22 protein-coding genes are annotated in these 25,059 nt (G+C 61.1%); 14 read left to right on the forward strand and 8 right to left on the reverse strand.

The genetic code is table 11. The features are described 5' to 3' along the window. Positions 1 to 8: 8 nt before the first annotated feature. Positions 9 to 734 carry a helix-turn-helix transcriptional regulator gene (locus GTW23_RS19850; RefSeq protein ID WP_252917134.1) on the reverse strand — a complete coding sequence of 242 codons (726 nt, stop codon included), beginning with the start codon at positions 732 to 734 and terminating at the stop codon, positions 9 to 11. 105 nt (positions 735 to 839) lie between these two features. On the opposite strand from GTW23_RS19850, the gene GTW23_RS19855 reads away from it, so the two are divergent. From GTW23_RS19855 to GTW23_RS19900, 10 genes are all read left to right on the forward strand, one after another. After that, a complete protein-coding gene (locus GTW23_RS19855) occupies positions 840 to 2,723 on the forward strand; it encodes a vWA domain-containing protein (protein ID WP_252917136.1) in 1,884 nt (627 codons plus the stop codon). Positions 2,724 to 2,733: 10 nt separating this feature from the next. Continuing rightward, positions 2,734 to 3,456 (forward strand): hypothetical protein, encoded by a 723-nt coding sequence (locus tag GTW23_RS19860; protein ID WP_152009829.1) that lies wholly within the window; start codon positions 2,734 to 2,736, stop codon positions 3,454 to 3,456. Positions 3,457 to 3,627: 171 nt separating this feature from the next. Then, positions 3,628 to 4,143: an arsenate reductase ArsC gene (locus GTW23_RS19865; protein ID WP_152009830.1), complete on the forward strand. Its 516-nt coding sequence runs from the start codon at positions 3,628 to 3,630 to the stop codon at positions 4,141 to 4,143. A 191-nt stretch (positions 4,144 to 4,334) separates the two neighbouring features. Further along, positions 4,335 to 5,498 carry an ABC transporter substrate-binding protein gene (locus GTW23_RS19870; RefSeq protein ID WP_252917138.1) on the forward strand — a complete coding sequence of 388 codons (1,164 nt, stop codon included), beginning with the start codon at positions 4,335 to 4,337 and terminating at the stop codon, positions 5,496 to 5,498. Between the two features lie 139 nt (positions 5,499 to 5,637). Continuing rightward, positions 5,638 to 6,627, forward strand: coding sequence for an ABC transporter ATP-binding protein (locus tag GTW23_RS19875; protein ID WP_252917140.1), 990 nt, complete (start codon positions 5,638 to 5,640; stop codon positions 6,625 to 6,627). Continuing rightward, positions 6,624 to 7,583, forward strand: a complete 960-nt coding sequence (locus GTW23_RS19880) for an ABC transporter permease (protein ID WP_252917141.1) — start codon at positions 6,624 to 6,626, stop codon at positions 7,581 to 7,583. The genes GTW23_RS19875 and GTW23_RS19880 overlap by 4 nt, the downstream gene beginning before the upstream one ends. Next, positions 7,573 to 8,388 (forward strand): ABC transporter permease, encoded by an 816-nt coding sequence (locus GTW23_RS19885; protein WP_252917142.1) that lies wholly within the window; start codon positions 7,573 to 7,575, stop codon positions 8,386 to 8,388. The genes GTW23_RS19880 and GTW23_RS19885 overlap by 11 nt, the downstream gene beginning before the upstream one ends. Before the next feature lie 17 nt (positions 8,389 to 8,405). After that, the gene (locus GTW23_RS19890; protein ID WP_152009835.1) at positions 8,406 to 9,833 is read left to right on the forward strand and encodes a gamma-aminobutyraldehyde dehydrogenase; all 1,428 of its coding nucleotides are present in this window, start codon (positions 8,406 to 8,408) and stop codon (positions 9,831 to 9,833) included. 106 nt (positions 9,834 to 9,939) lie between these two features. Continuing rightward, positions 9,940 to 10,794, forward strand: coding sequence for a formyltetrahydrofolate deformylase (gene purU, locus GTW23_RS19895; RefSeq protein ID WP_152009836.1), 855 nt, complete (start codon positions 9,940 to 9,942; stop codon positions 10,792 to 10,794). 6 nt (positions 10,795 to 10,800) lie between these two features. Further along, positions 10,801 to 11,694, forward strand: a complete 894-nt coding sequence (locus tag GTW23_RS19900) for a LysR family transcriptional regulator (RefSeq protein WP_252917143.1) — start codon at positions 10,801 to 10,803, stop codon at positions 11,692 to 11,694. 376 nt (positions 11,695 to 12,070) lie between these two features. On the opposite strand, the gene GTW23_RS19905 is transcribed toward GTW23_RS19900, so the two are convergent. From GTW23_RS19905 to xylF, 3 genes are all read right to left on the reverse strand, one after another. Beyond that, entirely contained in the window at positions 12,071 to 12,847 is a 777-nt protein-coding gene (locus tag GTW23_RS19905; RefSeq protein WP_210385788.1) for an ATP-binding cassette domain-containing protein, read from the reverse strand. Further along, positions 12,844 to 14,145: a sugar ABC transporter permease gene (locus GTW23_RS19910; RefSeq protein ID WP_252917144.1), complete on the reverse strand. Its 1,302-nt coding sequence runs from the start codon at positions 14,143 to 14,145 to the stop codon at positions 12,844 to 12,846. Before GTW23_RS19910 ends, GTW23_RS19905 begins: the two co-directional genes overlap by 4 nt. An 87-nt stretch (positions 14,146 to 14,232) precedes the next feature. After that, positions 14,233 to 15,264, reverse strand: coding sequence for a D-xylose ABC transporter substrate-binding protein (xylF, locus tag GTW23_RS19915; RefSeq protein ID WP_152009839.1), 1,032 nt, complete (start codon positions 15,262 to 15,264; stop codon positions 14,233 to 14,235). A gap of 367 nt (positions 15,265 to 15,631) precedes the next feature. On the opposite strand from xylF, the gene GTW23_RS19920 reads away from it, so the two are divergent. Genes GTW23_RS19920 through GTW23_RS19930 form a run of 3 tightly spaced genes read left to right on the forward strand, consistent with a single transcriptional unit; the run spans position 15,632 to position 19,949 of the window. Continuing rightward, positions 15,632 to 16,864: an ROK family transcriptional regulator gene (locus GTW23_RS19920; protein ID WP_152009840.1), complete on the forward strand. Its 1,233-nt coding sequence runs from the start codon at positions 15,632 to 15,634 to the stop codon at positions 16,862 to 16,864. After that, positions 16,861 to 18,303, forward strand: coding sequence for a di-heme oxidoredictase family protein (locus GTW23_RS19925; protein ID WP_252917145.1), 1,443 nt, complete (start codon positions 16,861 to 16,863; stop codon positions 18,301 to 18,303). The genes GTW23_RS19920 and GTW23_RS19925 overlap by 4 nt, the downstream gene beginning before the upstream one ends. Continuing rightward, the gene (locus tag GTW23_RS19930) at positions 18,300 to 19,949 is read left to right on the forward strand and encodes a CRTAC1 family protein (protein WP_252917146.1); all 1,650 of its coding nucleotides are present in this window, start codon (positions 18,300 to 18,302) and stop codon (positions 19,947 to 19,949) included. Before GTW23_RS19925 ends, GTW23_RS19930 begins: the two co-directional genes overlap by 4 nt. 37 nt (positions 19,950 to 19,986) lie before the next feature. Here GTW23_RS19930 and GTW23_RS19935 read toward each other — a convergent pair whose 3' ends face one another. Then, on the reverse strand, positions 19,987 to 20,697 hold the full coding sequence (locus tag GTW23_RS19935; RefSeq protein WP_193217323.1) for a helix-turn-helix transcriptional regulator: 711 nt from the start codon (positions 20,695 to 20,697) through the stop codon (positions 19,987 to 19,989). Positions 20,698 to 21,037: 340 nt separating this feature from the next. Here GTW23_RS19935 and GTW23_RS19940 point away from each other — a divergent pair, with 340 nt between their 5' ends. Then, positions 21,038 to 22,666, forward strand: a complete 1,629-nt coding sequence (locus GTW23_RS19940) for a long-chain-fatty-acid--CoA ligase (protein WP_252917147.1) — start codon at positions 21,038 to 21,040, stop codon at positions 22,664 to 22,666. An 82-nt stretch (positions 22,667 to 22,748) separates the two neighbouring features. On the opposite strand, the gene GTW23_RS19945 is transcribed toward GTW23_RS19940, so the two are convergent. The 3 genes from GTW23_RS19945 to GTW23_RS19955 form a co-directional block, all read right to left on the reverse strand. Then, positions 22,749 to 23,834 carry an ABC transporter ATP-binding protein gene (locus GTW23_RS19945; protein WP_152009845.1) on the reverse strand — a complete coding sequence of 362 codons (1,086 nt, stop codon included), beginning with the start codon at positions 23,832 to 23,834 and terminating at the stop codon, positions 22,749 to 22,751. Positions 23,835 to 23,899: 65 nt separating this feature from the next. Beyond that, positions 23,900 to 24,637, reverse strand: a complete 738-nt coding sequence (locus GTW23_RS19950) for an IclR family transcriptional regulator (protein ID WP_252917482.1) — start codon at positions 24,635 to 24,637, stop codon at positions 23,900 to 23,902. A 160-nt stretch (positions 24,638 to 24,797) separates the two neighbouring features. Further along, on the reverse strand, positions 24,798 to 25,058 hold the full coding sequence (locus GTW23_RS19955; RefSeq protein ID WP_152009846.1) for a hypothetical protein: 261 nt from the start codon (positions 25,056 to 25,058) through the stop codon (positions 24,798 to 24,800). Position 25,059: the final 1 nt, after the last annotated feature.

Genomic DNA, 25,059 nt, shown 5'->3' on the forward strand with positions numbered 1-25,059 from the left:
TCCAATGATCAGACCGCTAGGAGACCGGCCGCGATAGCGCGCGCAAGCGCCTGCTCGCGGGTCTGGGCACCAAGCTTTGTTCGCGCATTGCGAAGATGCAGCTCGACGGTAATCGGCCGAATTCCCATCCGGTCCGCGATTTCCTTGGTCCGCAACCCGGCCGCCAGCCATTGCAGGCATTCGGTTTCACGGGGCGAAAGCTCGACCCTTGCCGTCTCGGGGGCCCCGTCTGACTGCGTGAGTTTTTCATGGCTGAAATGCGCGGCGAGGCGGATGACGTCCCCCTGCCGGGCGAAGACCTTCTCGAGTTGATGGCGCGGCATGGTTGATCCCAGGTTCCAGCCCGCAGCGCCCATCGGCCCCTTCACACGGATCATGCAGCTCATGCCCGAGCGAAAACCGGTCTCCGCGGCTTCGCGGATGAAGCCGCGTTCGCGTGGGTCCAGGTAGGAATGCTCCTCAAGATAGTCGACCCCGGTGCCGACCGGCATAAGCGAGGCCGCGCAATAGCGCATGAACGGGTCAATGCGGGCAAGATTGCGCTCGGTGTAATGGGCCATCCAGGCGTCCGGCATGGTGGCCATCACCCTGTCCCTGTCCGGGCCCATGTCGAGATAGATGATCCGATCGAAACCACAGGCATCAAAAAAGGCGGCGGCGGTTTCCCAAACCGCCGGCGTGCCCTTCGCGGTCTGCATCGATGTCAGGAGGTCTTCCACCGCGTTGGCCTGCATAGACTGCTCCTGTCACACCGGGGCCACACCTAAGGATTTCCATATATTGCCAAGTGGACCAAGCTTGGCAACCATCCGGCGCAAGAAACACAACCGGGTTTGATCATGCTTCGTCATCTCTCTTCGCGATACGGCCTGGGACTGGCCGCCGGCCTCCTGCTGTTGCTGCAACCGCCTGCCAAGGCTCAGGAGGACAGCGCGACCATCCTCGTCTTCGACGGATCGGGATCGATGTGGGCGGAGCTCGAGGGCCGCACCCGTATCGAGGTCGCCCGCGAGGTTCTGGGCGATTATCTTGCCGGGCGTGACATGAGCCGACCACTCGGTGTTGTCGCCTATGGGCACCGAAGACGGGGCGATTGTGGAGATATCGAAACCCTGTTTCCGTCGGGCGTCTACGCGGCGAACGATGTCTCTGCCCGCCTGAACGCGCTCAACCCAAAAGGCAAGACGCCAATCAGCGGCGCACTCCGGGAGGCCGCGCGACAGGTCCCGCGTACGGCCGAGGAGGCCGATATCGTCCTGATCACCGACGGCATCGAAACCTGCGTTCCGGATGTCTGCGCGATTGCGGATGAACTCGCTCAGTCAGGCATCAAGATACGGGCGCACGTGGTTGGTTTCGGGTTGTCGGAAGCCGAGGCGAATACTCTTGCCTGCATCCCGGACAGGACCGGCGGCAAGCTCTTGCGCCCAACGACCGGCGAAGAACTGGCTGACGCGTTGAGACAGACGGAAGCGCAAGCTCCGGTGGAGCAGCCTGCCATTTCTGCGGAGGTTAAGCTGTTCATCCTGCTTGGAAACAACAGCATGCCGGAGCGATACAGCTGGTCGCTCCGGAATGAGGATACCGGCACGGTGACCGAACTTGCGGAACTGACCGGCGATGCGCGGTACTCGCCCTTTGTCCTCGATCTGGACCAGGGCCGCTACACGGCTCTGCTTTCAACCGCCAACGGGGCGGGAGAAACCAGTTTCGAGATCGGGGACCCGGAAGCCAGATCCATCGAAGTGGCTCTGGCGGGTGACCTGCCGGATATCACGCTGATCGATCGAGGGCCTTATCTCGCCGGGCACAATGCCCTTTTCGACCTGACCATCAACCGAGAGGGCCTGAACGTCGGCGGGGCCGATTTCCAGCTGACGCTTTACAAGGCGAAACCCAATGGGGATCCGGATGGCGCAGCCGTCACATGGTCCTATGTCAGCGGGGCTGCCGGACGGAAGTCAAACGCGTTGGCGCTGCCGCCGGAGCCGGGCGAATTCATTGTCACGCTGGAACGTGGCGATGGAACGATCGTCGGGTCCACACGTATCGAAAGCCAGGTGGACCCGGATGTCAGCCTGAGGGTCCCCTCCGTGGTCGCGCCCGGTGCGGACATCACGTTCGAAAGCTTTGGCGGCCAGGGCTCGAGCGATCTTGTCACGGTGCAGAAAGACGGGGCCGACGTCGGATGGGCAACCACGCTGGTAAGCGTGGCCGAGGGCAATCCGCTTATCGCACCGCTAGCGGAGGGAACCTACGACCTCGTCTATGAAATGGGCGATGGCCGCGTGGAAAAGGCCCGGGTCCCGTTTCAGGTCGGGACATTGAATGCCTTGCCGGCGCAACCGGAGCAGCAAACGACATCCGCAAGCCCGCCATCGGGCGAGGTCGAGGCGACGTTCAAAGTCGGAGAGGCGTTTGAGAGCCTTCAGGTGCAATGGTCGGCGATCCCGCTTGATGACAGCCTGCCGCTCGATGCCTGGGCGCCGAGCGACTTCGCGCCGAGCATGAGCGGCTCCTTCCTGCCTGGGCGCTACCGGGTCACGGGCGATGCCGGCGACTTGCAGTTTGCCGGCGATGTCGAGATCACCGCGGAAGGCCCGAATGTGTTCGAGATCGGGCTGGCGCCCGAACCCGGATCTGATCCCGGCGGTCCCCTGACCGAGGAAGGCGCTGCCGAATTGCTCGACCGGCTCGTTCCGAACCGCAAACCTGCCAATTGAGGACGAGACCATGTGGAAGATCTTTCTGGCAACGGCCACCATCGCTTGCGGTGTGGCTTCTCAGGCCATGGCTGAAGAAAAGGCGCTGGTCGCCGAATGCACCGGAAACGGCGCACGCTTCTTTCTCTCCGATCTGACCATTGACGAGGCGTCGGTGGCAGCGGGTACGGAACTTCCATCGGCCTCCGGCGGGATCCTGATCATCGGCGCCGGGCGCAAGCCGGAATGGTCAACGGCCTCCCGCAGGCAGATCGACCGGGAGTGCGGCGGACAGGGACAGGAGGAGGTCGAACTGTTCCCCGGCGGGCTGCAGCCGCGCGACGGGAACTGGCGCACGGTGGTCAAGGCCACGCGCATGGAAGGATGTCCGGAGATGCTGGCAAGCGCGATGGCGGCTCAGAACAAGGGCCCGGAAACGACAACGCGGCGTGTCAGCTTCCCCAAACCTTTCGATCCCAACAAGCTGCCGCGGGATTTCAATCCCGGCCACAGCTGGAGTGCCGCAGGCAACAATCGCTGGACCGCTTCGATCTTCACGCAAGGCATCGATTACGGTGCGGAGGGAGCACAGAAAACGGATGTTCGCCTGACCATGGAACTGGTCTCTGAGACGGAGATCCGCACCTCCGGCTCGGTCAAGATGACACTGCCAAAGTTCGCACAAAAGGTCATGAACATCTCCGGCGACTGCCGCGTGATCACGGATTCGGTTTCGACCTGGATCGGCGACTGAATCGATCAGTGCCTGGAAGCACGCTTTCCACCACTTCATCGTTTCAATGCCGCGGATACAAAGTACAGCCTTGCCAAATCATTTTTATCTAGTATTCTTGATATATTGATTTAATGTGCCCGCGACAGGGATGCACTTCAAGTTCACGATTATCAGAGAAGCGAGAGAACCATGGCAGACAAGGTCTTCAACGTCCTGTTTCTATGCACCGGCAATTCGGCCCGGTCGATCCTTGCGGAAGCGATCATGAACCGGGTCGGACAGGGCCGGTTCAAGGCCTATTCGGCCGGCTCCCAGCCGAAAGGGGAAGTCCATCCCTACACGCTGGATCTGCTTCGGCAGATGAATTTCGACACCGGCTTCGCCCGATCGAAGGACTGGGACGAATTCACCCTGCCCGGCGCGCCGGAACTGGATTTCGTGTTCACCGTCTGCGACAACGCCGCCAACGAAAGCTGCCCGGTCTGGCCCGGTCAACCGATGACCGCCCATTGGGGCGTGCCCGACCCAGCCGCCGCCGAAGGAACGGAAGCCGAGAAGCATCTGGCATTCTCGGAAGCATACCGGATGCTCAATGCAAGGATTTCGATTTTCACCAGCCTGCCATTGCAAAGCATCGATAGGCTTGCATTGCAAAAGCGGCTTGATGCCATTGGCCGGACGTCCGACATGGATGGTGCCGCCTGATCAGTCCTTCGGATTGCAGCCAAGCGGCCTCAATCGCCGCGATACGCACCGACGTGGACTTGCATAGGCTATCGGTTTTTCCGATATCATCATTCTGATAAAAGAATTTGCGGAGTCACACGGGCCGCATCAATCTTGGCTCCCGACGCTGGCTGCCATTTCGGCGGCCACCAACGGTGGGAGCTCAAGCAATGAAAAAGATCTTGAATACATGCACGGCGATGGCGATGGCGCTTTCGGTGATGGCGCCGGGATTGGCATCGGCTGAAATGATGACCGAGGTCGGACCCGGTGAAGGCCAGGTCAACATCGTTGCCTGGGCAGGCTACATCGAGCGCGGGGAAACCGACAAGGCTTTCGACTGGGTGACCAAGTTCGAGGAAGCCTCGGGCTGCAAGGTCAATGTCAAGACCGCCAACACATCCGACGAGATGGTGGCGCTGATGAACGAAGGCGGCTTCGACCTCGTCACCGCATCGGGCGACGCTTCGCTGCGCCTGATCGCAGGCAAGCGGGTCCAGCCGATCAACATCGATCTGATCCCGTCCTGGTCGACGGTCGACGACCGGCTCAAGGACGCGCCCTGGCACACGGTCGACGGCGTGCATTACGGCACACCCTACATGTGGGGCCCGAACGTGCTGATGTACAACACCGAAGTCTTCAAGGAAGCTCCGACTTCCTGGAACGTCGTGTTTGAGGAAATGGATCTCCCGGACGGCCAGAGCAACAAGGGCCGGGTTCAGGCCTATGACGGCCCGATCCACATCGCCGACGCTGCGCAGTACCTGATGTTCCACAAGCCGGAACTCGGCATCAAGAGCCCCTATGAGCTCAACGATGCCCAGTACAAGGAAGCGCTCGACCTGCTTCGGGTGCAGCGCACGCTTGTCGGACGTTACTGGCATGACGCCTTCATCCAGATAGATGACTTCAAGAATGAGGGTGTCGTGGCTTCGGGCACCTGGCCGTTCCAGGTCAACCTCCTGAAAGCCGACAACCAGCCTGTGGCCTCCACCATCCCGCAGGAAGGCGCCACCGGCTGGGCCGACACCACGATGATGCATGTGGACTCCGCCAACCCGAACTGCTCCTACATGTGGATGGAGCATTCGCTGGCCTCCAATCTTCAGTCCGATCTTTCGGTCTGGTTCGGCGCAAACCCTGCCGTTCCCGCAGCCTGCACCGACGGTCGCGGCATGCAGACCGCCGAAGGCTGCACCGCCAACGGACTGGATGATTTCGAGAAGATCAACTTCTGGACCACACCGGTTTCGAAGTGCGAAAGTCAGGGCGAATGCGTTCCCTATTATCGCTGGGTCTCCGATTACATCGGCGTTATCGGCGGCCGCTGATCCGGCGACCGTAAACCGAGCAAACCTCTCCCTCTCCGATCCGGAGAGGGAGACCGGCGCCTCGCCACACCATCGTGATGTACTCTCGTCCGGACCGGTTCCCTCTTGCAGGGCACATCAGGACTGATTTGGAATTTCCATGCCGTATGCTGTCTCATTTCAACAGGTCTCCCGACACTTCGGAACCGTTCGCGCTGTCGACGCCGTCGATCTGGAGATCGAAGCGGGCGAGTTTTTCGCCATGCTCGGGCCGTCGGGATCGGGCAAGACAACATGTCTGCGGCTGATTGCCGGATTTGAGCAGCCAACCTCCGGGCATATCGAGATCTTTGGCGAGACCGCGGAAGGCGTTCCGCCCTACCGGCGCAACGTCAATACCGTGTTCCAGGACTATGCGCTGTTTCCGCATCTCAACGTGGCCGACAATGTCGCCTACGGGCTGATGATCCGCGGCGCCGGCAAGGCCGAACGCACCCGCGAGGCTGAAGCAGCCCTCGAAATGGTCAAGCTGCCCGGTTACGGCGCGCGCAAGCCCGGGCAATTGTCGGGCGGGCAGCGGCAGCGCGTGGCGTTGGCACGGGCCCTGGTCAACAAACCGAAAGTGCTTTTGCTGGACGAACCGCTCGGCGCGCTTGACCTCAAGCTGCGCGAACAGATGCAGGAAGAATTGAAGGTGCTGCAAAAGGCGCTCGGCATCACCTTTGTCTTCGTCACCCACGACCAGGGCGAAGCGCTGTCGATGGCGGACCGGATCGCCGTGTTCAACGAAGGCCGGATCATGCAGACCGGTACACCCGAAGAGATCTACCGCCGCCCCAGGACCCGTTTCGTCGCCGATTTCGTCGGATCCTCCAACGTGCTTTCGCCGCAGCTCACCGAGCGGCTCGCGGGCGTGGCGGAATGGTCGAGCCTCAGGCCCGAAGACATCCGGCTTGGAGACGAAAGCGGACAGGACGCCACCGTTACCGGAACCAGTTTCCTTGGCAGTGCCACCCGCGTTACGCTGGATGTTTCGGGGGAGAAGATCAACGTGCTGCTGCCTTCGGGCGCGCCGGTGCCTTCACAGGGTGAAAGCGTCCGCTTCTCTTGGGACAAGAACGCCCTGCACCTGATGGGAGCCGGGGCATGAGTTCTGCTGCAAGCGCTCCGTCCGCAGCCATGCTGCCCGGGCGCGGCGGTCTCGGCGGGGCGCTGTCGGATGCCTTCTGGCGCAACCCGAAACTGCTGCTGTTCGTCATGCTGACGCCGCCGCTTTTGTGGCTCGGCATCATCTATCTCGGCAGCCTGTTCGCGCTCCTGATCCAGAGCTTCTTTTCGATCGATGAATTCTCCGGTCTTGTGGTGCGCGAGTTCACACTCAAGACCTATGGCGAACTGCTGCGCCCTTCCAATCTCGACATCATTGTCCGCACCGTCACCATGGCAGGGCTGGTGACCATCGCCTCCGCCATCATCGCCTTTCCGATCGCCTATTTCGCCGCCCGCTATGCCAAAGGACGCTGGAAGGCGGTGTTCTATCTCGGCGTGATGCTGCCCCTGTGGTCGAGCTATCTGGTCAAGGTCTATGCCTGGAAGCTGATCCTGGCCAAGGAGGGCATCCTCAGCTGGATCTTCGACAAGCTTCACCTGACCTTCCTGATCGAGGGCTGGCTGGCGCTGCCGGTGGTCGGCGGCAACTCGCTGTCGGTCAGCCTGACGGGCACTTTCCTCGTCTTCGTCTATGTCTGGCTGCCATTCATGATCCTGCCCGTGCAGGCGGCGCTTGAGCGGGTGCCCGGCAATCTGCTCGAAGCCTCCGCCGATCTTGGCGCCTCGCCGCGGCAGACCTTCGTCAACGTCCTGCTGCCGCTGGCGCTGCCGGGAATCATCGCCGGCTCGATCTTCACCTTCTCGCTGACGCTGGGCGATTACATCATCCCGCAGATCATCGGCACATCGCACCGTTTCATCGGCATGGCGGTCTATGCGCACCAGGGGACGGCGGGCAACATTCCGCTGGCCGCAGCCTTCACCGTGGTGCCCGTGGTGATCATGGGGATCTATCTGTGGCTCGCCAAACGCGCGGGAGCCTTCAATGCGCTCTGACAAGCAAAACCGCACCCCGATGGGACTGAAGATCGCGGCAGGCATTGGCCTTGCCTTCCTGCATTTGCCGATCCTGCTGATCTTTCTTTACGCCTTCACCACCGAGGACAAGAGCTACCAGTTCCCGCCCCCCGGGCTTACGCTCAAATGGTTTGCGGTGACCTGGAACCGGCCCGATGTCTGGGAGGCGCTCAGCCTGTCGGTCCGCGTCGCCTCGATTTCGACCGTGGTGGCGCTGGTGCTCGGAACGCTCTGTGCAGCCGCCATCTCGCAGACAAAGTTCTTCGGGCGCGAGGCGATCTCGCTGCTGGTGATCCTGCCGATCGCCCTGCCCGGCATCATCACCGGCATCTCGCTCAGGTCCGCTTTCAACCTCGCCGAGATCCCGTTTTCATTCTGGACCATCGTACTGGGTCACGCGACTTTCTGCGTGGTCGTGGTCTACAACAACGCTGTGGCGCGGTTCCGGCGGGTTTCGGGCTCGCTGATCGAGGCCTCGATGGATCTCGGCGCCGACGGGTTCCAGACTTTCCGCCATGTCATCCTACCCAATATCGGCACGGCGCTGCTGGCTGGCGGCATGCTGGCCTTTGCGCTCAGCTTCGACGAAGTGATCGTCACCACCTTTACCGCCGGGCAGCAAGCCACGCTGCCCATCTGGATGCTTGAGGAACTGGTCAGGCCGCGCCAACGCCCCGTTACCAATGTGGTGGCGATGGTGGTCGTTCTGGTCACCTTCCTGCCTATCCTTGCCGCCTATTACCTGACCCGGGACGGAGACCAGATTTCCGGACAGGGCAAATAACACACGGGAGAGACACCATGGACACCCAAATGCTGATCGGCAACCGCTTCGAAGCCGGGACGGAGGCGGAAGAGAAGATCTTCAATCCGCGCACCGGAGAGACCATTCTCAACCTTCCCGAAGCCTCCTCGATCCAGATCGAGGCCGCGGTCAACGCCGCCGAGAAGGCATTTGCCACATGGTCGAGGACCACGCCTGCGCAACGCTCGGCCTATCTGCTTCAGATAGCCGACCGGATCGAAGCGGAAGCGGACGGGTTCGCAGCGCTTGAGGCGCTCAATTGCGGCAAGCCGATCAATGCCGTCAAGAACGACGAAATCCCGGCCATCGTCGATTGCTACCGGTTCTTCGCCGGCGCCGTGCGCTGCATGCCGGGCCAGGCGGCGGGTGAATACATGGAAGGTCATACCTCGATGATCCGCCGCGATCCTGTCGGCATCATCGCCTCGATCGCACCCTGGAACTATCCGCTGATGATGATGGCGTGGAAGCTGGCACCGGCGATCGGCGGCGGCAACACGGTTGTGTTCAAGCCTTCCGAGCAGACGCCGCTGACGGCGTTGAAGTTTGCCAAGATCCTCGCCGACATCCTGCCCGAAGGCGTCGTCAACGTCGTACTCGGCCGTGGCGAGAGCGTCGGCAACGCGCTGATCAATCATCCCAAGATCAACATGGTCTCGATCACCGGTGACGTCGCCACCGGCAAGAAGGTGCTGCAGGCGGCCGCCAAGTCGGTCAAGCGCACGCATCTGGAACTGGGCGGCAAGGCGCCGGTGATCGTGTTCGACGACGCCGATCTGGATGCGGTTGTCGATGGGCTCCGCGCGTTCGGCTACTACAATGCCGGACAGGACTGCACCGCCGCCTGCCGGATCTATGCGGGTCCGAAAATCTACGACAAGCTCGTCGCCAGCCTGTCGAGCGCGGTGTCGAGCATCAAGTATGACCATGGCGACGACGCCGAAAACGAGATCGGCCCGCTGATCTCGAAGCGCCAGCGTGACCGGGTCGCGAGCTTCGTCGAGCGCGCCTCGGAAATGAAGCACATGGAAATCACCACGGGCGGCAAGCCCGGCGACGGCAACGGCTTCTATTATCAGCCGACCCTGATTGCAGGCGCACTTCAGTCAGACGAGATCGTCCAGCGCGAAGTGTTCGGCCCGGTGGTCTCCGTCACCCGCTTTACCGAGGCAGAGGAAGCAGTCTCCTGGGCGAATGATTCCGAGTATGGCCTCGCCTCCTCGGTCTGGACCAAGGATATTTCCAAGGCGATGACCTGTGCTGCGCGGCTGCAGTATGGCTGCACCTGGATCAACACCCATTTCATGCTGGTCAACGAGATGCCGCATGGCGGCATCAAGCAGTCGGGCTATGGCAAGGACATGTCGCTTTATGCCCTTGAGGATTATACTGCAGTGCGGCATGTAATGATCGCCCACGGCTGAACGGCCGGACACCCGATCCCGGGACGGGCTTGACCGTCCCGGGAGGATGCTGCAAAGCCGCTGGAAGGTGGCCGGAAACCGGGGCCATTTGAAACCGGAGACTTCCATGGCGCATCCGCATTTTGTCATCACCATCGCCTGTGCCGACCAACCAGGCATCGTCGCGGCGATCACCACCGAACTTGCGGCCATTGGCGCCAACATTGCTGAATCAAGCCAGTTCTGGGATCGCCAGACCAACCGGTTTTTCATGCGGATTGCGATCGAAACGCCGGATGGCGTCGATGCCGAGGCGGTCAAGCGGGCGCTGCAGGCGCCGGTGGCGCGGTTCGAGATGCGGCTCGATATCAACACGGTCGCCAAGCGCCCGAAGATCATCATCATGGTGTCGAAATTCGACCATGCGATGCTGCATCTCATCTATCAGATCCGTGTCGGCTGGCTCGATGCCGAAGTGGTCGGCATTGTTTCCAATCACGAGGACAGCCGCCGAACAGCGGAGATCGAGGGAATTCCATTCCACTACTGGCCGGTGACCAAGGAAACCAAAACCGCTCAGGAAGAAAAACTGCTTGATCTCGCCACCAAGAGCGGCGCCGATCTGGTGATCCTGGCGCGCTACATGCAGGTGCTGTCAGACACCCTGTCGCGCCGGCTGTTCGGCAAGGTGATCAACATTCACCACTCCTTTCTGCCGAGCTTCAAGGGGGCCAAGCCCTATCACCAGGCGCACGAACGCGGCGTCAAGCTGATCGGTGCAACGGCGCACTACGTCACCGCCGACCTCGATGAAGGTCCGATCATCGAGCAGGAAACCGAGCGCGTGACGCATGCCATGACCGCGGATGATTTCGTCGCCGCAGGCCGTGACATCGAAGCCCGGGTGCTGGCGCGGGCAGTCAAGATGCACCTTGAATCCCGTGTCATGCTCAACGGTCACAAGACCGTTGTCTTCGGATAAGTGGCGGTGAACTGGGACGACATCAGGGTTTTTCTTGCTGTCGCCCGCTCCGGGCAGATCCTTGCCGCCGCCCGGCGGCTGGGGATTAACCACGCCACCGCCGCGCGCCGGATCACCTCGCTTGAGACCAACCTCGGGGCTCAGCTGGTGGTCCGCCGCACCAATGGCTGCGGGCTGACCGGCGAAGGCGAGGCGTTTCTGGTTCATGCCGAGCGCATGGAAGCCGAGATGCTGGCGGCGCAGGCCAATCTCGGTCGCACCGACAGCGCCATCTCGGGCACGGTGCGGATCGGCGCGCCGGATGGTTTCGGGGTCTCATTCCTGGCGCCCCGGTTGGGCGCACTGATTGCAAGACACCCAGACCTAAGACTGCAACTGGTGCCGGTGCCGCGCAGCTTTTCGCTGCCGCAGCGCGAAGCCGATATCGCGATCACCGTCGAACGTCCGGCGGAAGGACGGCTGGTTGCGCGCAAGCTGGTCGACTACTCACTGTCGCTCTATGCCGCGCGGTCCTACCTGGCCGAACACGGCACGCCTGAGACTGCCGACGATCTCAAGCAGCACCGGCTGATAAGTTACGTCGAGGATCTGATCTTTTCACCTTCGCTACAGTTCACTCGGGAAATCCTGCGCAACTGGACAGCCCAGTTCGAGATATCGAGCGCTACCGGGCAGACCGAGGCCGTGCGCTCGGGCGCGGGCATCGCCGTGCTGCATGACTATATCGCCGGGCTTGATCCCGAGCTGATCCGGGTGCTGCCAGACCATTGCATCGGGCGATCCTACTTCATGGTCTACCATGAGTCAGCCCGCGATCTGGCGCGGGTGCGCACGGTGGCGGATTTTATCTCGACGGTGGCGCAGGAGCACAGGGCATCTTTCTTCCCCGAACGAGGCTGAGCCCATCTGCCTGCAGCCTTGCTCCGATGCCTGAAAAACAAAACGCCTGCCGGGCGGAGCCAGGCAGGCGTTTGTACTTCGTCGTGACGCTCGGACCGGTGCTTGGGAGGAGGATCCCGGCCTAGTCGCCCCGACTACTGCCATGCCGAATTGGGAGGAGGAGGAGTTCGGCGTGGCGTTGATTGATATATGGAACAGTTTATGCTGCATTGCAATAGGAAAATCCGAAAAAATTTATCATCCGATAAACTTGCAGAACTATTTGTAATATATCGTGTTTTCTCAGGCTACAGCCCTTACTTGGCTAGCTCGAATGGAGAAATTATCGCGCCGCAACAAAAAACCGGGGCCTTGGGCCCCGGTTTTGTTCGGTCTGTCAGGCGGTTTGCAGCGCCCCGGGTCCGGGGATCGCGTTGGCGGGACACTTGCCGGCGATGATCATGCCGAGCATGTCATCCTCGCTGACCTCGTCGACCTTCACGGTCCCGACCAATTGTCCGTTCTTCATGACATTGGCCCGGTCACACAGCATCTTGACCTGGTGGATGTCATGGTCGATCAGAAAGATGCCGATGCCTTCCGACTTCAGCTGTTCGATCAGTTCCGCCACCATCTGGGTTTCCTGAACGCCCAACGCCGCGGTCGGCTCATCCATGATCAGGATCCTGGCATTGAAATAGACCGCGCGGGCGATCGCCACCGATTGCCTCTGGCCTCCGGACAGTCCGGCAACAGGCGTATGGAAGCGCCTGAAGTTCGGGTTGAGGCGGGCAAGGATCTTGCGGGTCTCGGCTTCCATCTGGGCGTCATTGACAAAACCGGTCGGGCTCATCAGCTCACGTCCAAGGAAGAGGTTTGACGCCGCGTCCAGATTGTCGGCGAGCGCGAGATACTGGTAGATGGTCTCGATCTGGTAATTGCGCGCGTCGCGCGGATTGTTGATCGTAGCCTTCTCGCCGTTGATGTAGATCTCGCCACTGTCGCGCTGCAGAGCGCCCGACAGCATCTTCATCAGCACCGACTTGCCAGCACCGTTGTGACCGAGCACGCCGACCACTTCACCAGGGTAGAGGTCGATGGTGACGTGATCGACAGCCTTGATGCCGCCGAACGACTTCACCATGTCACGCATTTCAACAAGTGGTGCGGTCATGTCCTGTCTCCCGTGCGTCGGCGGTAGAGGATATCGATGAAGACGGCGAGAACAAGGACGGAACCCACGACCATGTTCTGATAGGGCGCGTCGACACCCACCATTGCCATGCCCGATTGCAGGCTCTGCATGATCAGGGCACCCAGCACGGCGCCATATATCGTGCCCATACCGCCCGCCAGCGCGGTACCGCCGATCACGGCTGCCGCGATCACCCGCAACTCGTCGAGCGTGCCGATGTCGTTGGAATGGAAGGTCTGGCGCGACGAGGCGACAATGGCCGAGATGGCGCACAGCATGCCCATGATGGCGAAGACCTTGACCGTCAGCAGACGGGTGTTGATACCCGCCAGAGCCGCGGCTTCCGGATTGCCGCCGGTGGCAAAGATGTAGCGTCCCAGCCGGGTGCGCCGCGCAACGATGGTCATGACGATGACGATAAGGATCAACAACAGGACAGATATCGGGATACCATACCCTGCGATCGTGCCCTCGGGCAGGATCTCGCCTCGGGCCTCGTAGATACGCTGCAAGCGTGCAGTGGGGATTTCATAGGCATTGAGAATCGCGACAAAGCCGATGATCGTAGCCGCTATGATTGCGCCTATGAGCGCTTCCGCCCACACCGGCTTGACCGGAAACTCGTGCGCCACCCGGGTACGCCGGGACTGGATAAGCGCGTAGAGCGAGCCAATGATGGCAACGACGGCGAAAATCCAGCTCCAGGTCTCCCCGAGCGTTCCGTTGATGCCGCCAAACAACTGAAAATTCTCATCCAGCGGTCCGATGGTCTGCCCTTTGGTCAGGTGCCAGGCAACGTTTCGCCAGACGAGGAAACCACCGAGCGTGACGATAAAGGCCGGGATGGCCAGATAGCCGATCAGCCAGCCCTGGAAGGCGCCAATGAGCAGGCCTGTCAGGATGCCAACAACAACTGCGATTGGCATGGTGGCGGGATTGTTGAGACCAAAACCGAGCCAGTCGGGAACGAACCAGGTCTGGGTCATCGCCATCATCGCCGAGCAGGTCGCCAACAGCGACCCCACTGACAAATCGATGTTGCGTGTGACGATCACGAACACCATGCCGGTCGCCATGATGGCAACAGAGGCGGTCTGGATCGTGAGATTGAAGAGGTTCCGCGGGGTCATGAAACGCCCCTCGGTGAGGAAATTGAAGACAAGGCATATCACCACGAAAGCGCCGATCATGCCGAGCAGACGTGTGTCAATTTCCAGGGCGGAGAAGAAGTTTCGCGGCTTCGGCGGCGCGCTCGCAGCAGGGGGCGTATCGGTCATGGCCGTCTTCCGGATAGATGCAAAGATGCGCCCCCACCCCGAAGGATGGGGACACTGTTCACAATTCAAGCGACTGAGGTCGAACCCTTAGTTGCAGGGAGCAGGACCACCGGAGACGCCCTGGCACAGATCTTCCTTGCTGATCCAGCCAGCGTCGACAACCGTGGCGAGGTTGTCCTTGGTGATCGGAACCGGTGCGAGGAACATCGCGGTCATCGTGGTGCCGGAAGGCGAGGTCCATTCGGAAGCGCCGTCGATGTCGGCCATGGCGGTGCCGCTGGCCAACTGGGCAGCGATTTCACCGGCAGCCTTGCCGAGCGCACGGGCATCCTTCCAGACGCTGACGGTCTGCGTGCCCTTGGCAACGCGGTTGAGGGCGGCATGGTCACCGTCCTGGCCCGAGACCGGAATGCCTTCCATGCCCTGCGCCGTCAGCGCAGCCACTGCACCGCCGGCGGTGCCGTCGTTGGAGGCCACAACAGCGTCGACCTTGTTGTCTTCGGCAGTCAGGATCTGCTCCATGTTGCGCTGCGCGTTGGCCGGAAGCCAACCGTCGGTGTAGGCCTCGCCCACGATGGTGATATCGCCGGCATCGATGGCCGACTGCAGGACCTCCTGCTGGCCGCCACGAAGGAAGTCTGCGTTCGGATCGGTGGGCGAACCCTTGATCATCACGTAGTTACCCTTCGGCGCAGCGGCGAGCACCGCACGGGCCTGCATGCGGCCAACCTCGACATTGTCGAAGGTCAGATAGAAGGCACGGCTGTCCTCGATGAGACGGTCGTAGGCGATGACCGGCACATTTTCGTCGGCGGCCGCCTGGACGGCGGGAATGATCGCCTGGGTGTCCTGCGCCAGAACGATGAGCGCATCGACGCCCTGGGCCATCAGGCTTTCAATATCCGAAAGCTGCTTTGCGGCAGACGATTGCGCGTCGGTGGAGACATAGGTGTCGCCAGCCGCTTCGATCGCGGCCTTCATTGCTGCCTCGTCAGTTTTCCAGCGCTCTTCCTGGAAGTTCGACCAGGATACGCCAATCACCATGTCCTTCGCGAAAGCGGCTGTGGACATGGTCAGAGCAAGGGCCGATCCGGCCAGAAGATGGATAATCGATTTCATGTAGTCCTCCCAAAAAATTCACATCGGATGGAGTGTTCCAGTCCGGTCACTGTTCAACTGCACGACCCGCAGCTCGGTGGCGAGCTTTTTCTCGACAGTCGAGAAAATTAATGTCAGGCTTCACTCAGGCTGTCAACACGGGCAAGACAAGCGCCGGACCCGCCCGATCGAGACCGCACTGCCTGCAACGGCATCGCCTGCAAGGGGAAAACCCTGGCGAAGCTGAAGACAGGCAAACCGGCGGCCGGTATCATGGGTCAAGAGCCGGAATGACAAGGGAGGCGTGGGAGGAACGGCCGGGAGAGCCTGTCCCTCATGCAGTGAGGAACGGAAGTGGATTTGCAGCAATGAATTGGCGGCAGCGAAAATGCTGACGAAGTCGAGCACCGAGCTCATCCGCCAGCAAAACCGCGCCCGCATCCTTGCGGCGTTGCGACGCAAGAACGGACAGTCGCATACCGAGCTTGCCATCGAGACCGGGCTCGCCTCGGCAACGGTGACCGCCATCACGCAGGAACTGGAGAACGAGAACGTCATCGAGCGCACGGTGGCGGCTCCTGCCGGTGGACGCGGCCGGCCGCGAATCCTTTTCAAGCAGCGCCGCTCGGCGGCCTATGCCGCCTTTGTCCGGATATCGTCCGATGTGCTGCAGTATTCGATGGTCGACTATTCAGGCACCCTGATCTACCGCATCGAGGAAAAGCGCGACAATGCCGGGCAGAAGGTGGATGCATTTGCCGCCGACATCCGGGCTGCTCTCGGACGGCTCGCGGAGAAATCCCGGATCCCGAATCATGCATTGAAAGCCATCTCGATCTCGTCGAAGGGTCTCGTCGCCGACGACAACAGGACGCTGCTGTGGTCTTCGGTCCTGGGCAGCCAGCAGATCGACATGCACAAGACGCTCGAGCCCGACTGGCAAGCCACGATCACGCTCAGCCACGAGAGCCTGCTGGTGGCCAGCGCGCTGCACACCTCGCTCAGCCGCAAGGCGGGCAAGCCTATCCCACGGCTGGCTGCCCTGTCGCTCGGCCATTCGATCGGTCTTGGAGTGGTGCATGCCGACGGCTATGAATCTCCGCGGGCCCGGGCTCCGGGCTTCGGACACATGATACACAGCCATGGCGGCGCACTTTGCCGCTGCGGTTCGCAAGGCTGCATCGAGGCCTATGCCGGCTCCTACGCCATCCTGCGCGCAGCCTTCAGGGTTCCGCCAAACACCTTGCCGGCGCATTTCGTACCCTTTGTCGAAATCGAGAGGATCGCGGTGCTTGCGCGCGGCGGCGACCGCATGGCCAAGACCGCCTTTCGCGACGCCGGCACGGCCATCGGCAACGGGCTGGCACGGCTGATCAGTCTTCACGGCAAGATGCCGATCGTCTTCACCGGCCCGGGCGTCCGGTTCTTTGACCTCATGCGGCCCGGAATCGACGAAGGCCTTTCCGCCTCGCTCGGTGTTCAGATCGAAGGCCCGCCCGAAATGTCGGCCTCGCCAGATGAAGAACGCCTCGTCTTCGAAGGCCACCTCAATCATACCATGTCGGCGATCGACCGTGACGTGATCGCACCCAAGATCCTTGCTCAGGGAGGAACAGCATGAATCACCGGGCTCAAAGAACGCGCTGGAGCTGCCGGATCGCAGCCGTCGCGGTCCTGCAAGTGGGACTGGCTGCAGCGGCGGTGGCCGCCGACGAGCCATGGGCGGAGCGAACACGGGCTCTCGGCGCCACGGAGACGATGCCGAGCGGCCCGCTTTCAAAGGACCAGCTCGAGGTTCTGACAAATACCGGCAAGGACCTGTTCGAAGCGCATTTCACCACGCTTGACGGTGTCGGCCGGCCTGAGGCGACACAGGCGATCGATCCGACACGACGCAGGCATCCGCGCGAGCAGGTGTTTTTTAGAACCGCAGGCCCCGACGCGGGATCCTGTGCCGCCTGCCACAACCAGCCTGCCATCGGCGGCTCCGGCGACTTTGTTGCCAACGTGTTTGCCTCTGAAGGTTTTGAAAGCGCGGATTTCGATTCGCTCGACCCGCAGTTTTCCAGTGAGCGGGGCACCAACCATCTCTTCGGCGCGGGGCTGGTGGAGCTGCTGGCCCGCGAAATGAGCGATGAGCTGCAGTCGATCCGGACCCGGGCGCTTTCGGAAGCACGGTCCAGCGGCACGACGGTCCGGTTGCCGCTGGAAGCCAAGGGTGTCGATTTTGGACATGTATCGGCGGATCCGGACGGGTCGGTCAATCTCGACGAACTCGATGGCATCGACACCGACCTTGTCATCCGCCCTTTCACGCAGAAGGGGGTAATGACATCGCTGAGGCAGTTCACCATCAACGCGCTCAACCACCATCACGGCATGCAGGCAGACGAACGTTTCGGCCCTCGCTGGACGGGGTCGGATGACTTTGATGGCGACGGCAAATCGGCGGAGATTTCCTCCGCCGATGTCTCCGCTCTCGTGGCCTGGCAAGCGACATTGCCGGCGCCGGTTCAGTTGATCCCCGCAGCCAGCGGCTGGGCCGAAGCCGCGGCGCAGGGAGAAACAAGCTTTTCCGATTTCGGATGCACATCCTGCCACCGCCCTGCCCTGCCGCTGGAGACACTCTCCTTTACCGATCCGGGGCCCTTCGATCAGGCCGGCACGCTCAATGACGGCCAGGTCAGCGCCAGTGCGATCTACGACATTGCGCTGCTGGACTGGGCCAAAAGCCTTCCCCGCGATGAGGACGACCGGGTGCTGGTGCCGCTGTTTGGCGATCTGAAGCGGCACATGATGACCGACAACCAGATCGATGTGTTAGGCAATGAACTGCTTTCACAGCGTTTCGTCGACCGCAACATCTTCATGACGGCGGAGCTGTGGGGCGTGGGCTCCACACAGCCTTACGGACACCGCAATGATTTCACCACGCTTGACGAGATCATCCTCGCCCATGGCGGCAATGGCCGGGAGGCCCGCGATGCCTATGCCGCGGCATCGGAATCGGAGAAATCAGCCTTGATCGCCTTTCTCAAGACCCTGGTGATTGTCCCATGACGACCATCTCTCCCCTGCTCGCCATCAGCGCGGTGTGGCTCGCGGCCCTTGGCCAATCCGCGAGCGCCCAGACAGCCTTTACCGCCGACGTGCCGACCCTTCATGAGGAGGCGGCAAGCGCGGGCATCGATCAAAGCTACACCGGCGGATGGGAGTTTTTTGTCGGCGGGGGTGCGGCGAGTTTCGATTGCAACGGGGACCGCCTTCCCGATCTGCTGATTGCCGGCGGGTCCGCACCAGCGAAGTTCTTCGTCAACGAAAGTATGACCGGCGGCGCGCTGGCGTTCAAACCGATGCAAACAGGATTGAAGGCGGAGGATCTCACCGGTGTGCTGGGAGCCTATCCGCTCGATATCGACAATGACCGGCATACGGACCTGGTGCTGCTGCGGCTCGGGCGCAACCTGGTGCTCAAGGGCGGCCCCGATTGCAGTTTCGAGAAAGCCAACAGGAGCTTCTCGATCGACGGGGGCCGGGCGTGGTCGACCGGCATGTCGGCAATATGGGAAAAGGGCAACCGTTTTCCGACCATCGCGATCGGCAATTATGTGGATCGCTCGGCACCGGGAACCCCGTTCGGGACCTGCGAACCCAACCAGCTGCTTCGACCACACCCAGGCGACGTGCCCGACTACTCGGATGCCCTGAGGCTAGAGCCCGGTCACTGTGCGCTATCGCTGCTGTTTACAGACTGGAACCGCTCGGGCGAGCCCGATCTGAGGATCACCAATGACCGGCAATATTACCGCGGTGGACAGGAACAGCTTTGGGAAATGAACCAGGGCCGACCACCGCGGCTCTACACCGCCTCGCAGGGCTGGCAGAGGCTGACCGTATGGGGCATGGGAATCGCCGAAACGGATTTTGATGCCGATGGTCTGCCCGAATATGCGCTGACCTCGATGGGCGACACAAAGTTGCAGAAGCTTGACGAGGAAGCCGGCGAGGATCGGCCGACATATCGCGACATCGCGTTCGAAAAGGGTGCCACCGCCCACCGGCCCTATGCCGGCGGGGATTCGAAACCCTCAACCGGCTGGCACAGCGAGTTTGCCGATTTCAACAATGACACCAAGACCGATCTCTTCATTGCCAAGGGCAATGTGCAGGCGATGCCCGATTTCGCCAGTTTCGACCCGGACAATCTCTTGCTGGGCGGGTTTGACGACACGTTCCACGAAAAAGGTATGGAGGCCGGTATCGCCCTGAACACCCGAGGCCGTGGTGCGATCGTCGAAGATTTCAACATGGACGGCATGCTGGATCTGCTTGTGGTCAACCGGGAGCATCCGGCAAGTCTTTTCCGTAACCTGGGCGTGGCAACGGACTGGGGGCAGCGGGCGCTCGGCAACTGGATCAAGATCGAACTCGACAACGGCAAGATCAATCCGTCCGCCGTCGGATCGCTGATCTCGGTGCGCACCGGGACGCGCACCCAGACCCGCAGGATCCAGATCGGCGGCGGGCATGCTTCGGGGCAAACCGGTTTCGTCCATCTGGGCCTGGGCGTCTCCGAACGCGCAACCATCCGGGTGCAATGGCCGGACGGCGAGTGGAGCCATCCCTACCGGGTCTTCGCCAATCAGCATGTAAGGATCATCCGCGGGGAGGCCAATGCGCGCTACTGGTACCCGGTGGCACAGTAGCGCCGGCGCAGTCTGGCAAAAACCTGACGCCAGGCAATCAGTCTATGAAGCCAAAGCGCAGGCCGTGAGCTACGGCCTGGGTCCTGTTGACGGCATTGAACTTGCGGGCCGCATTGTTGAGGTAGTGGTTGACCGTGTGTTCCGAGAGGTTGAGAATCTGCGCGATTTCGATCGAGGTCTTGCCGACCGAGGTCCAGACGAGACACTCCCGCTCGCGCTCGGTCAGTGGAGAATCGGGTTTCGGCGGCCTTGCCGAAACGTGACGCAGTTTCTCGTGCAGCAGCTGGCCATAGTGCGACAGTTCTGCGGCTTCCACAAAGCTCAGGGGCGCCCGCTTGCCGATGAACAGAAGCGCGGCCGGGCCATGATCCGGATGATAGACAGGAACGACAAATGAGCACTCAAGACCGTAGCTGGCCGCCACGCGTTCGGCAAAATCCTTGAAGTTAGCCGGGACAGTCTGGTCCGGTTGATCGAGCCTGAACTCGAAAGGTGCACTGAACTGGCGAAGAACGCCAGTCAGCGGATTGCTTGGCGGCGGCTGGCTGGCATCCTGTTTCTGCACCATTTCGGACGGTGCTGAGGTGATGACAATTGCTTCAGCGAAGGTTTTGACCTCTGCCGAAGGACTGCCGGCCACAAAAAAATACTGGTAGCCAAACCCCTTGGTGACTTCGCGCAGAAGCCTGAGGACGTCGAACTGTGTCTCGCAGTTCACCACCTGATCACTCAGGCTAAAATCACCCATTTTCTTGTGACCATCAACGGTCATACGTGGCACAGTCCCAGCATACAGACCTTTGACAAGGAAAGAGGATGGCTCTTCGCGGAATTATGCTCGCCTGCAAAGCCGTCGATTATCACTGTAGCCCCCCAATTCATGCGCTTGTTAAAACAACCTTTCATTGAGAAAGAACCCGACAAGCAATTCGGCTTTGATAGACCCGCATCTGCCAAACTTTATTTAAGACTATACTAAATTCATTCATATGCAAAACGCCTAATTGGCAATAATTTGAGGTTGTCTGAACTCCCCTGATGGCGCTAGTGTTTGTGGCTGGACGAGGAGAAAATCCAAAGGGGATCATATGCTTGGAATGATGCAGGAATGGCCGCTTCTGTGCCACAAGGTCATCGATCATGCGGCAATTTATCACGGCCAGAGAGAAGTCGTATCCCGCTCGATCGAAGGGCCATTTCACCGCACGAACTACGCCGAAATCCGCGCCCGCTCGCTGAAGCTGGCGCAGCGCCTGAAACGTGATGGTTGCGGTGTCGGCGACCGGATCGCGACCATGGCCTGGAACACCTGGCGGCATCTGGAAACCTGGTACGGGATCCTCGGGATCGGAGCGGTCTACCATACGCTCAATCCGCGCCTGTTTCCCGACCAGATCGCCTGGATCATGAATGATGCCGAAGACAAGATGCTCTTCGTCGACCTGACATTCGTCAAGCTGGTCGAGATGATCGCGCCAAAGGTTCCGAGCCTGGAACGCGTGGTGATCCTGACCGACGATGCGCATATGCCCGAAACATCGCTCAAGAACGCGGTGTCTTACGAAAGCTACCTCGCGGAAGCCGACGGCGATTTCACCTGGGCGGAGTTCGACGAACGGACCGCGGCCGGGATGTGCTACACGTCGGGGACCACCGGTGATCCGAAGGGCGTGGTGTATTCGCATCGCTCCAACGTCCTGCATGCGATGGCAGCGCTCCAGCCGGACATGCTCAACCTCGCATCTCGCGACCGGCTGATGCCGGTTGTTCCGCTGTTTCACGCCAATGGCTGGTCGACGGCCTTCTCGGGCCCCATGTGCGGCTGCTCGATGATCATGCCTGGCGCGGGCATGGACGGGGCCTCGATCTACGAGATCCTCACACAGGAAAAAGTGACGATCACGGCCGCCGTGCCCACGGTCTGGCTGATGCTGCTGCAGCACATGGAAAAACAAGGCGGCAACCTTCCGGAGCTATCGCGGGTGGTGATCGGCGGGTCGGCCTGCCCGCGCGCCATCACCAAGGCCTTCCAGGACGATTACGGCGTCGAGGTCATTCATGCCTGGGGCATGACCGAGATGAGCCCACTGGGGACCCTGTGTTCCATCAAGCCGGAATACAGCCATCTTGCCGGTGACGAAAAGCTCGACCTTCAGGCCAAGCAGGGCCACCCGCCGTTCACCGTGGAAATGAAGATCACCGATGACGAGAACAACGAGCTGCCGTGGGACGGCAAGACCTTCGGCAGGCTCAAGGTTCGCGGACCGGCGGTCTCGTCCTCTTATTACAAGGGCCGCGGGGCCGAGCAGTTCGACACGGAGGGCTGGTTCGACACCGGCGACGTCGCCCATGTCGATCCCTACGGCTACATGCAGATCACAGATCGCGCCAAGGACGTCATCAAGTCCGGCGGCGAATGGATATCCTCGATCGACATCGAGAACCTCGCGGTGGGACATGCAGATGTTGCCGAGGCCGCGGTGATCGGTGTCGCCCACCCGAAATGGGACGAACGGCCGCTGCTGGTTGTTGTTGTCAAGGAAGGACGCTCGCCAAGCAAGCAATCCATTCTCGAATTCCTGGAAGGTAAGATCGCCAAATGGTGGATGCCGGACGACGTGATGTTCATTGACGAAATCCCGCACACGGCAACCGGCAAGATCCAGAAAACGGCCTTGCGCGAGACGCTCAAGGATTACCGCCTGCCGACCGCCTGAGCGCTGAACCGGTCGCGGCGAACGAAAAAGGCCCGGACGCCTGGCGCGTCCGGGCCTTTGTCGTTCGCCGCCGGGGGAAAAATCAGCGCAAGCGCGCGCCCGTTCCGGCATCAAACAGGAAGGCTCGTTCCGGATTGAAGCCGGTCTCAAGGACTTCGCCTTCCCGGACATTCCGGTTTTCACGAATTTCGATGGTGAGCGGCAGTTCCATTTCGGACCGTGAATAGGCAAAGGACGACCCACCCAGGTGCTCGATGACATCAATCGGCATCGAGACCTGAACGCTGCCGGCGGCATCAAAATGTTCCGGGCGAATGCCGAGCTGCAATTGCGTTCCCGGCTTGGGATGTGTGCCGCGAATTGCCATCGGCACCTCGATGCCATCAAGATCATCAAGCCGTACCGTCAGCGTTTCGCCATCGGAGGCAACGACCGAAGCGGGAAGAAAATTCATCCGCGGCGAGCCGATGAAGCCGGCAACGAAGGCATTGTCGGGATCATCGTAAAGCGCGAGCGGCGAGCCGACCTGCTCGATGACGCCGGCACGCAGCACGACAATCTTGTCGGCCAGCGTCATGGCCTCGACCTGGTCGTGCGTCACATAGATCATGGTGGCGCCGAGCTCCTTGTGCAGCTTGGCAATTTCGAGCCGCATCTGCACCCGGAGTTCGGCATCGAGATTGGACAAGGGCTCATCGAAGAGGAAGACTTCGGGTTGCCGGACGATGGCGCGGCCGATGGCGACGCGCTGGCGCTGGCCACCCGACAGGGCTTTCGGCTTGCGCTGCAGCAGCGGTTCAAGATGCAGGATGGACGCGGCGCGGCTGACCCGTTCTTTGATTTCACTCGCCGGATGACCTGTCATCTTCAGGCCGAAGCCCATGTTTTCCTCGACCGTCATGTGCGGGTAGAGCGCATAGGACTGGAAAACCATGGCGACACCGCGGTCTGCCGGCTCGACATTGGTAACGTCCTTGCCGCCGATGGACAGACTGCCGCCGGTGGTTGCTTCCAGCCCGGCGACCAGCCTGAGCAAGGTGGACTTGCCGCAGCCGGAGGGGCCGACAAACACGGTGAATTCTCCATCATCGACGGTCAGATCAACACCGTGTATGACGTCAACGCTGCCAAAGGACTTCTTCACTTGATGCAGTTCAAGACCTGCCATGACATTCCCTCTTCCAATCCCGGCTTGGCCGGTTCCCGGTGATCCTGCGGTCACCGCCTCCACATTCAGGTGCGCGGACCCAGCCGTGCGCCCATATCTTCCATGATCGCGCCTGCCGCGTTGCGCACCAGCACCGCCCAGCTTTCAAGCAGCTCCGGAGAAATCCGGTAGGCCGGACCGGTCACCGACAGCCCGCCGACGAAACCTCGATCTTCCGAATAGATTGGCGCGGCGACACAGCGGATGCCGGGTTCGTGCTCTTCCCGGTCATAGGCGTTGCCGCTGGCGCGGATTTCCCCGATTTCTCGGATCAGTTCCTCGGGCGTGGCGAGCGTGCTGTCGGTGAAGCGGTGGAACTTGATGCTCGCCACGACTGCCTTTAGCTCCGGATCGGGCAAAGCCGACAAACCGGCCTTTCCGACACCGGTGCAATAGACCGGCGAAGCGTTGCCGATCTGCGAATACATCCGCACCGCCTGGCGGCTTTCGACCTTGTCCAGATAGATCACCTCGTTGCCCCGAAGCACACCCAGATGCACGGTTTCGCCGGTGAGATCGTGGAGGTTGCGAAGATGCGGCTCGGCAATGGCGCGGAACTGGTTGCCGGCCCAAGCCCTGGCGGCAAACTTGAGCAGGCGGATGCCGACGGAATAGGAATGATCGCGACCGAGCGAAAGCAGGCCTTCCTCCACCAGATTGGAGAGTTGACGATGCAGGGTGCCGCGCGGTTGGTTGGAGACCGCCAGAATATCGGTAAACCGCATTGGCTGATCAGCAGAAGCGACAATATCGAGCACGGCTATGGCCTTGCCGAGGGTGCCCGTGTCGGCGTGCTTGCGTCCGCTCGCGGTCTCATCAACTTGCGGCGGGGCCTCAACAGCCTCGTCTCCCGGATTGTCCAAAACCCCTCCCCTCTCCACCCTGCGGCCCGGTCACACGGTGCGCCGCAAAACGGTCGTTTGTTCAAACGGTTGGCTCTCCCAAAACCAAACACTTGCATTTCATCTTGCCGGTCAACGAGCGAATGCCGCGCTTTTCCAGCTTGACAACTTCTACACCATAGATCGATAATTCTAAATAGTCAAATTGAGTTCCAAATAATGGAACATCAATTGATGCTGCCGGGGTGGTCTTGGAGGATTGCCCGCCCGGCAGGTGTAGAGATCCCGCCTTGACGGGATACACCGAGGGAACGGCAGGTTCGTCAACAACCGGGAGGATCACG

It is taken from the genome of Parahoeflea alexandrii (assembly GCF_024105735.1).
Taxonomy (GTDB): Bacteria; Pseudomonadota; Alphaproteobacteria; order Rhizobiales; family Rhizobiaceae; genus Hoeflea; species Hoeflea alexandrii.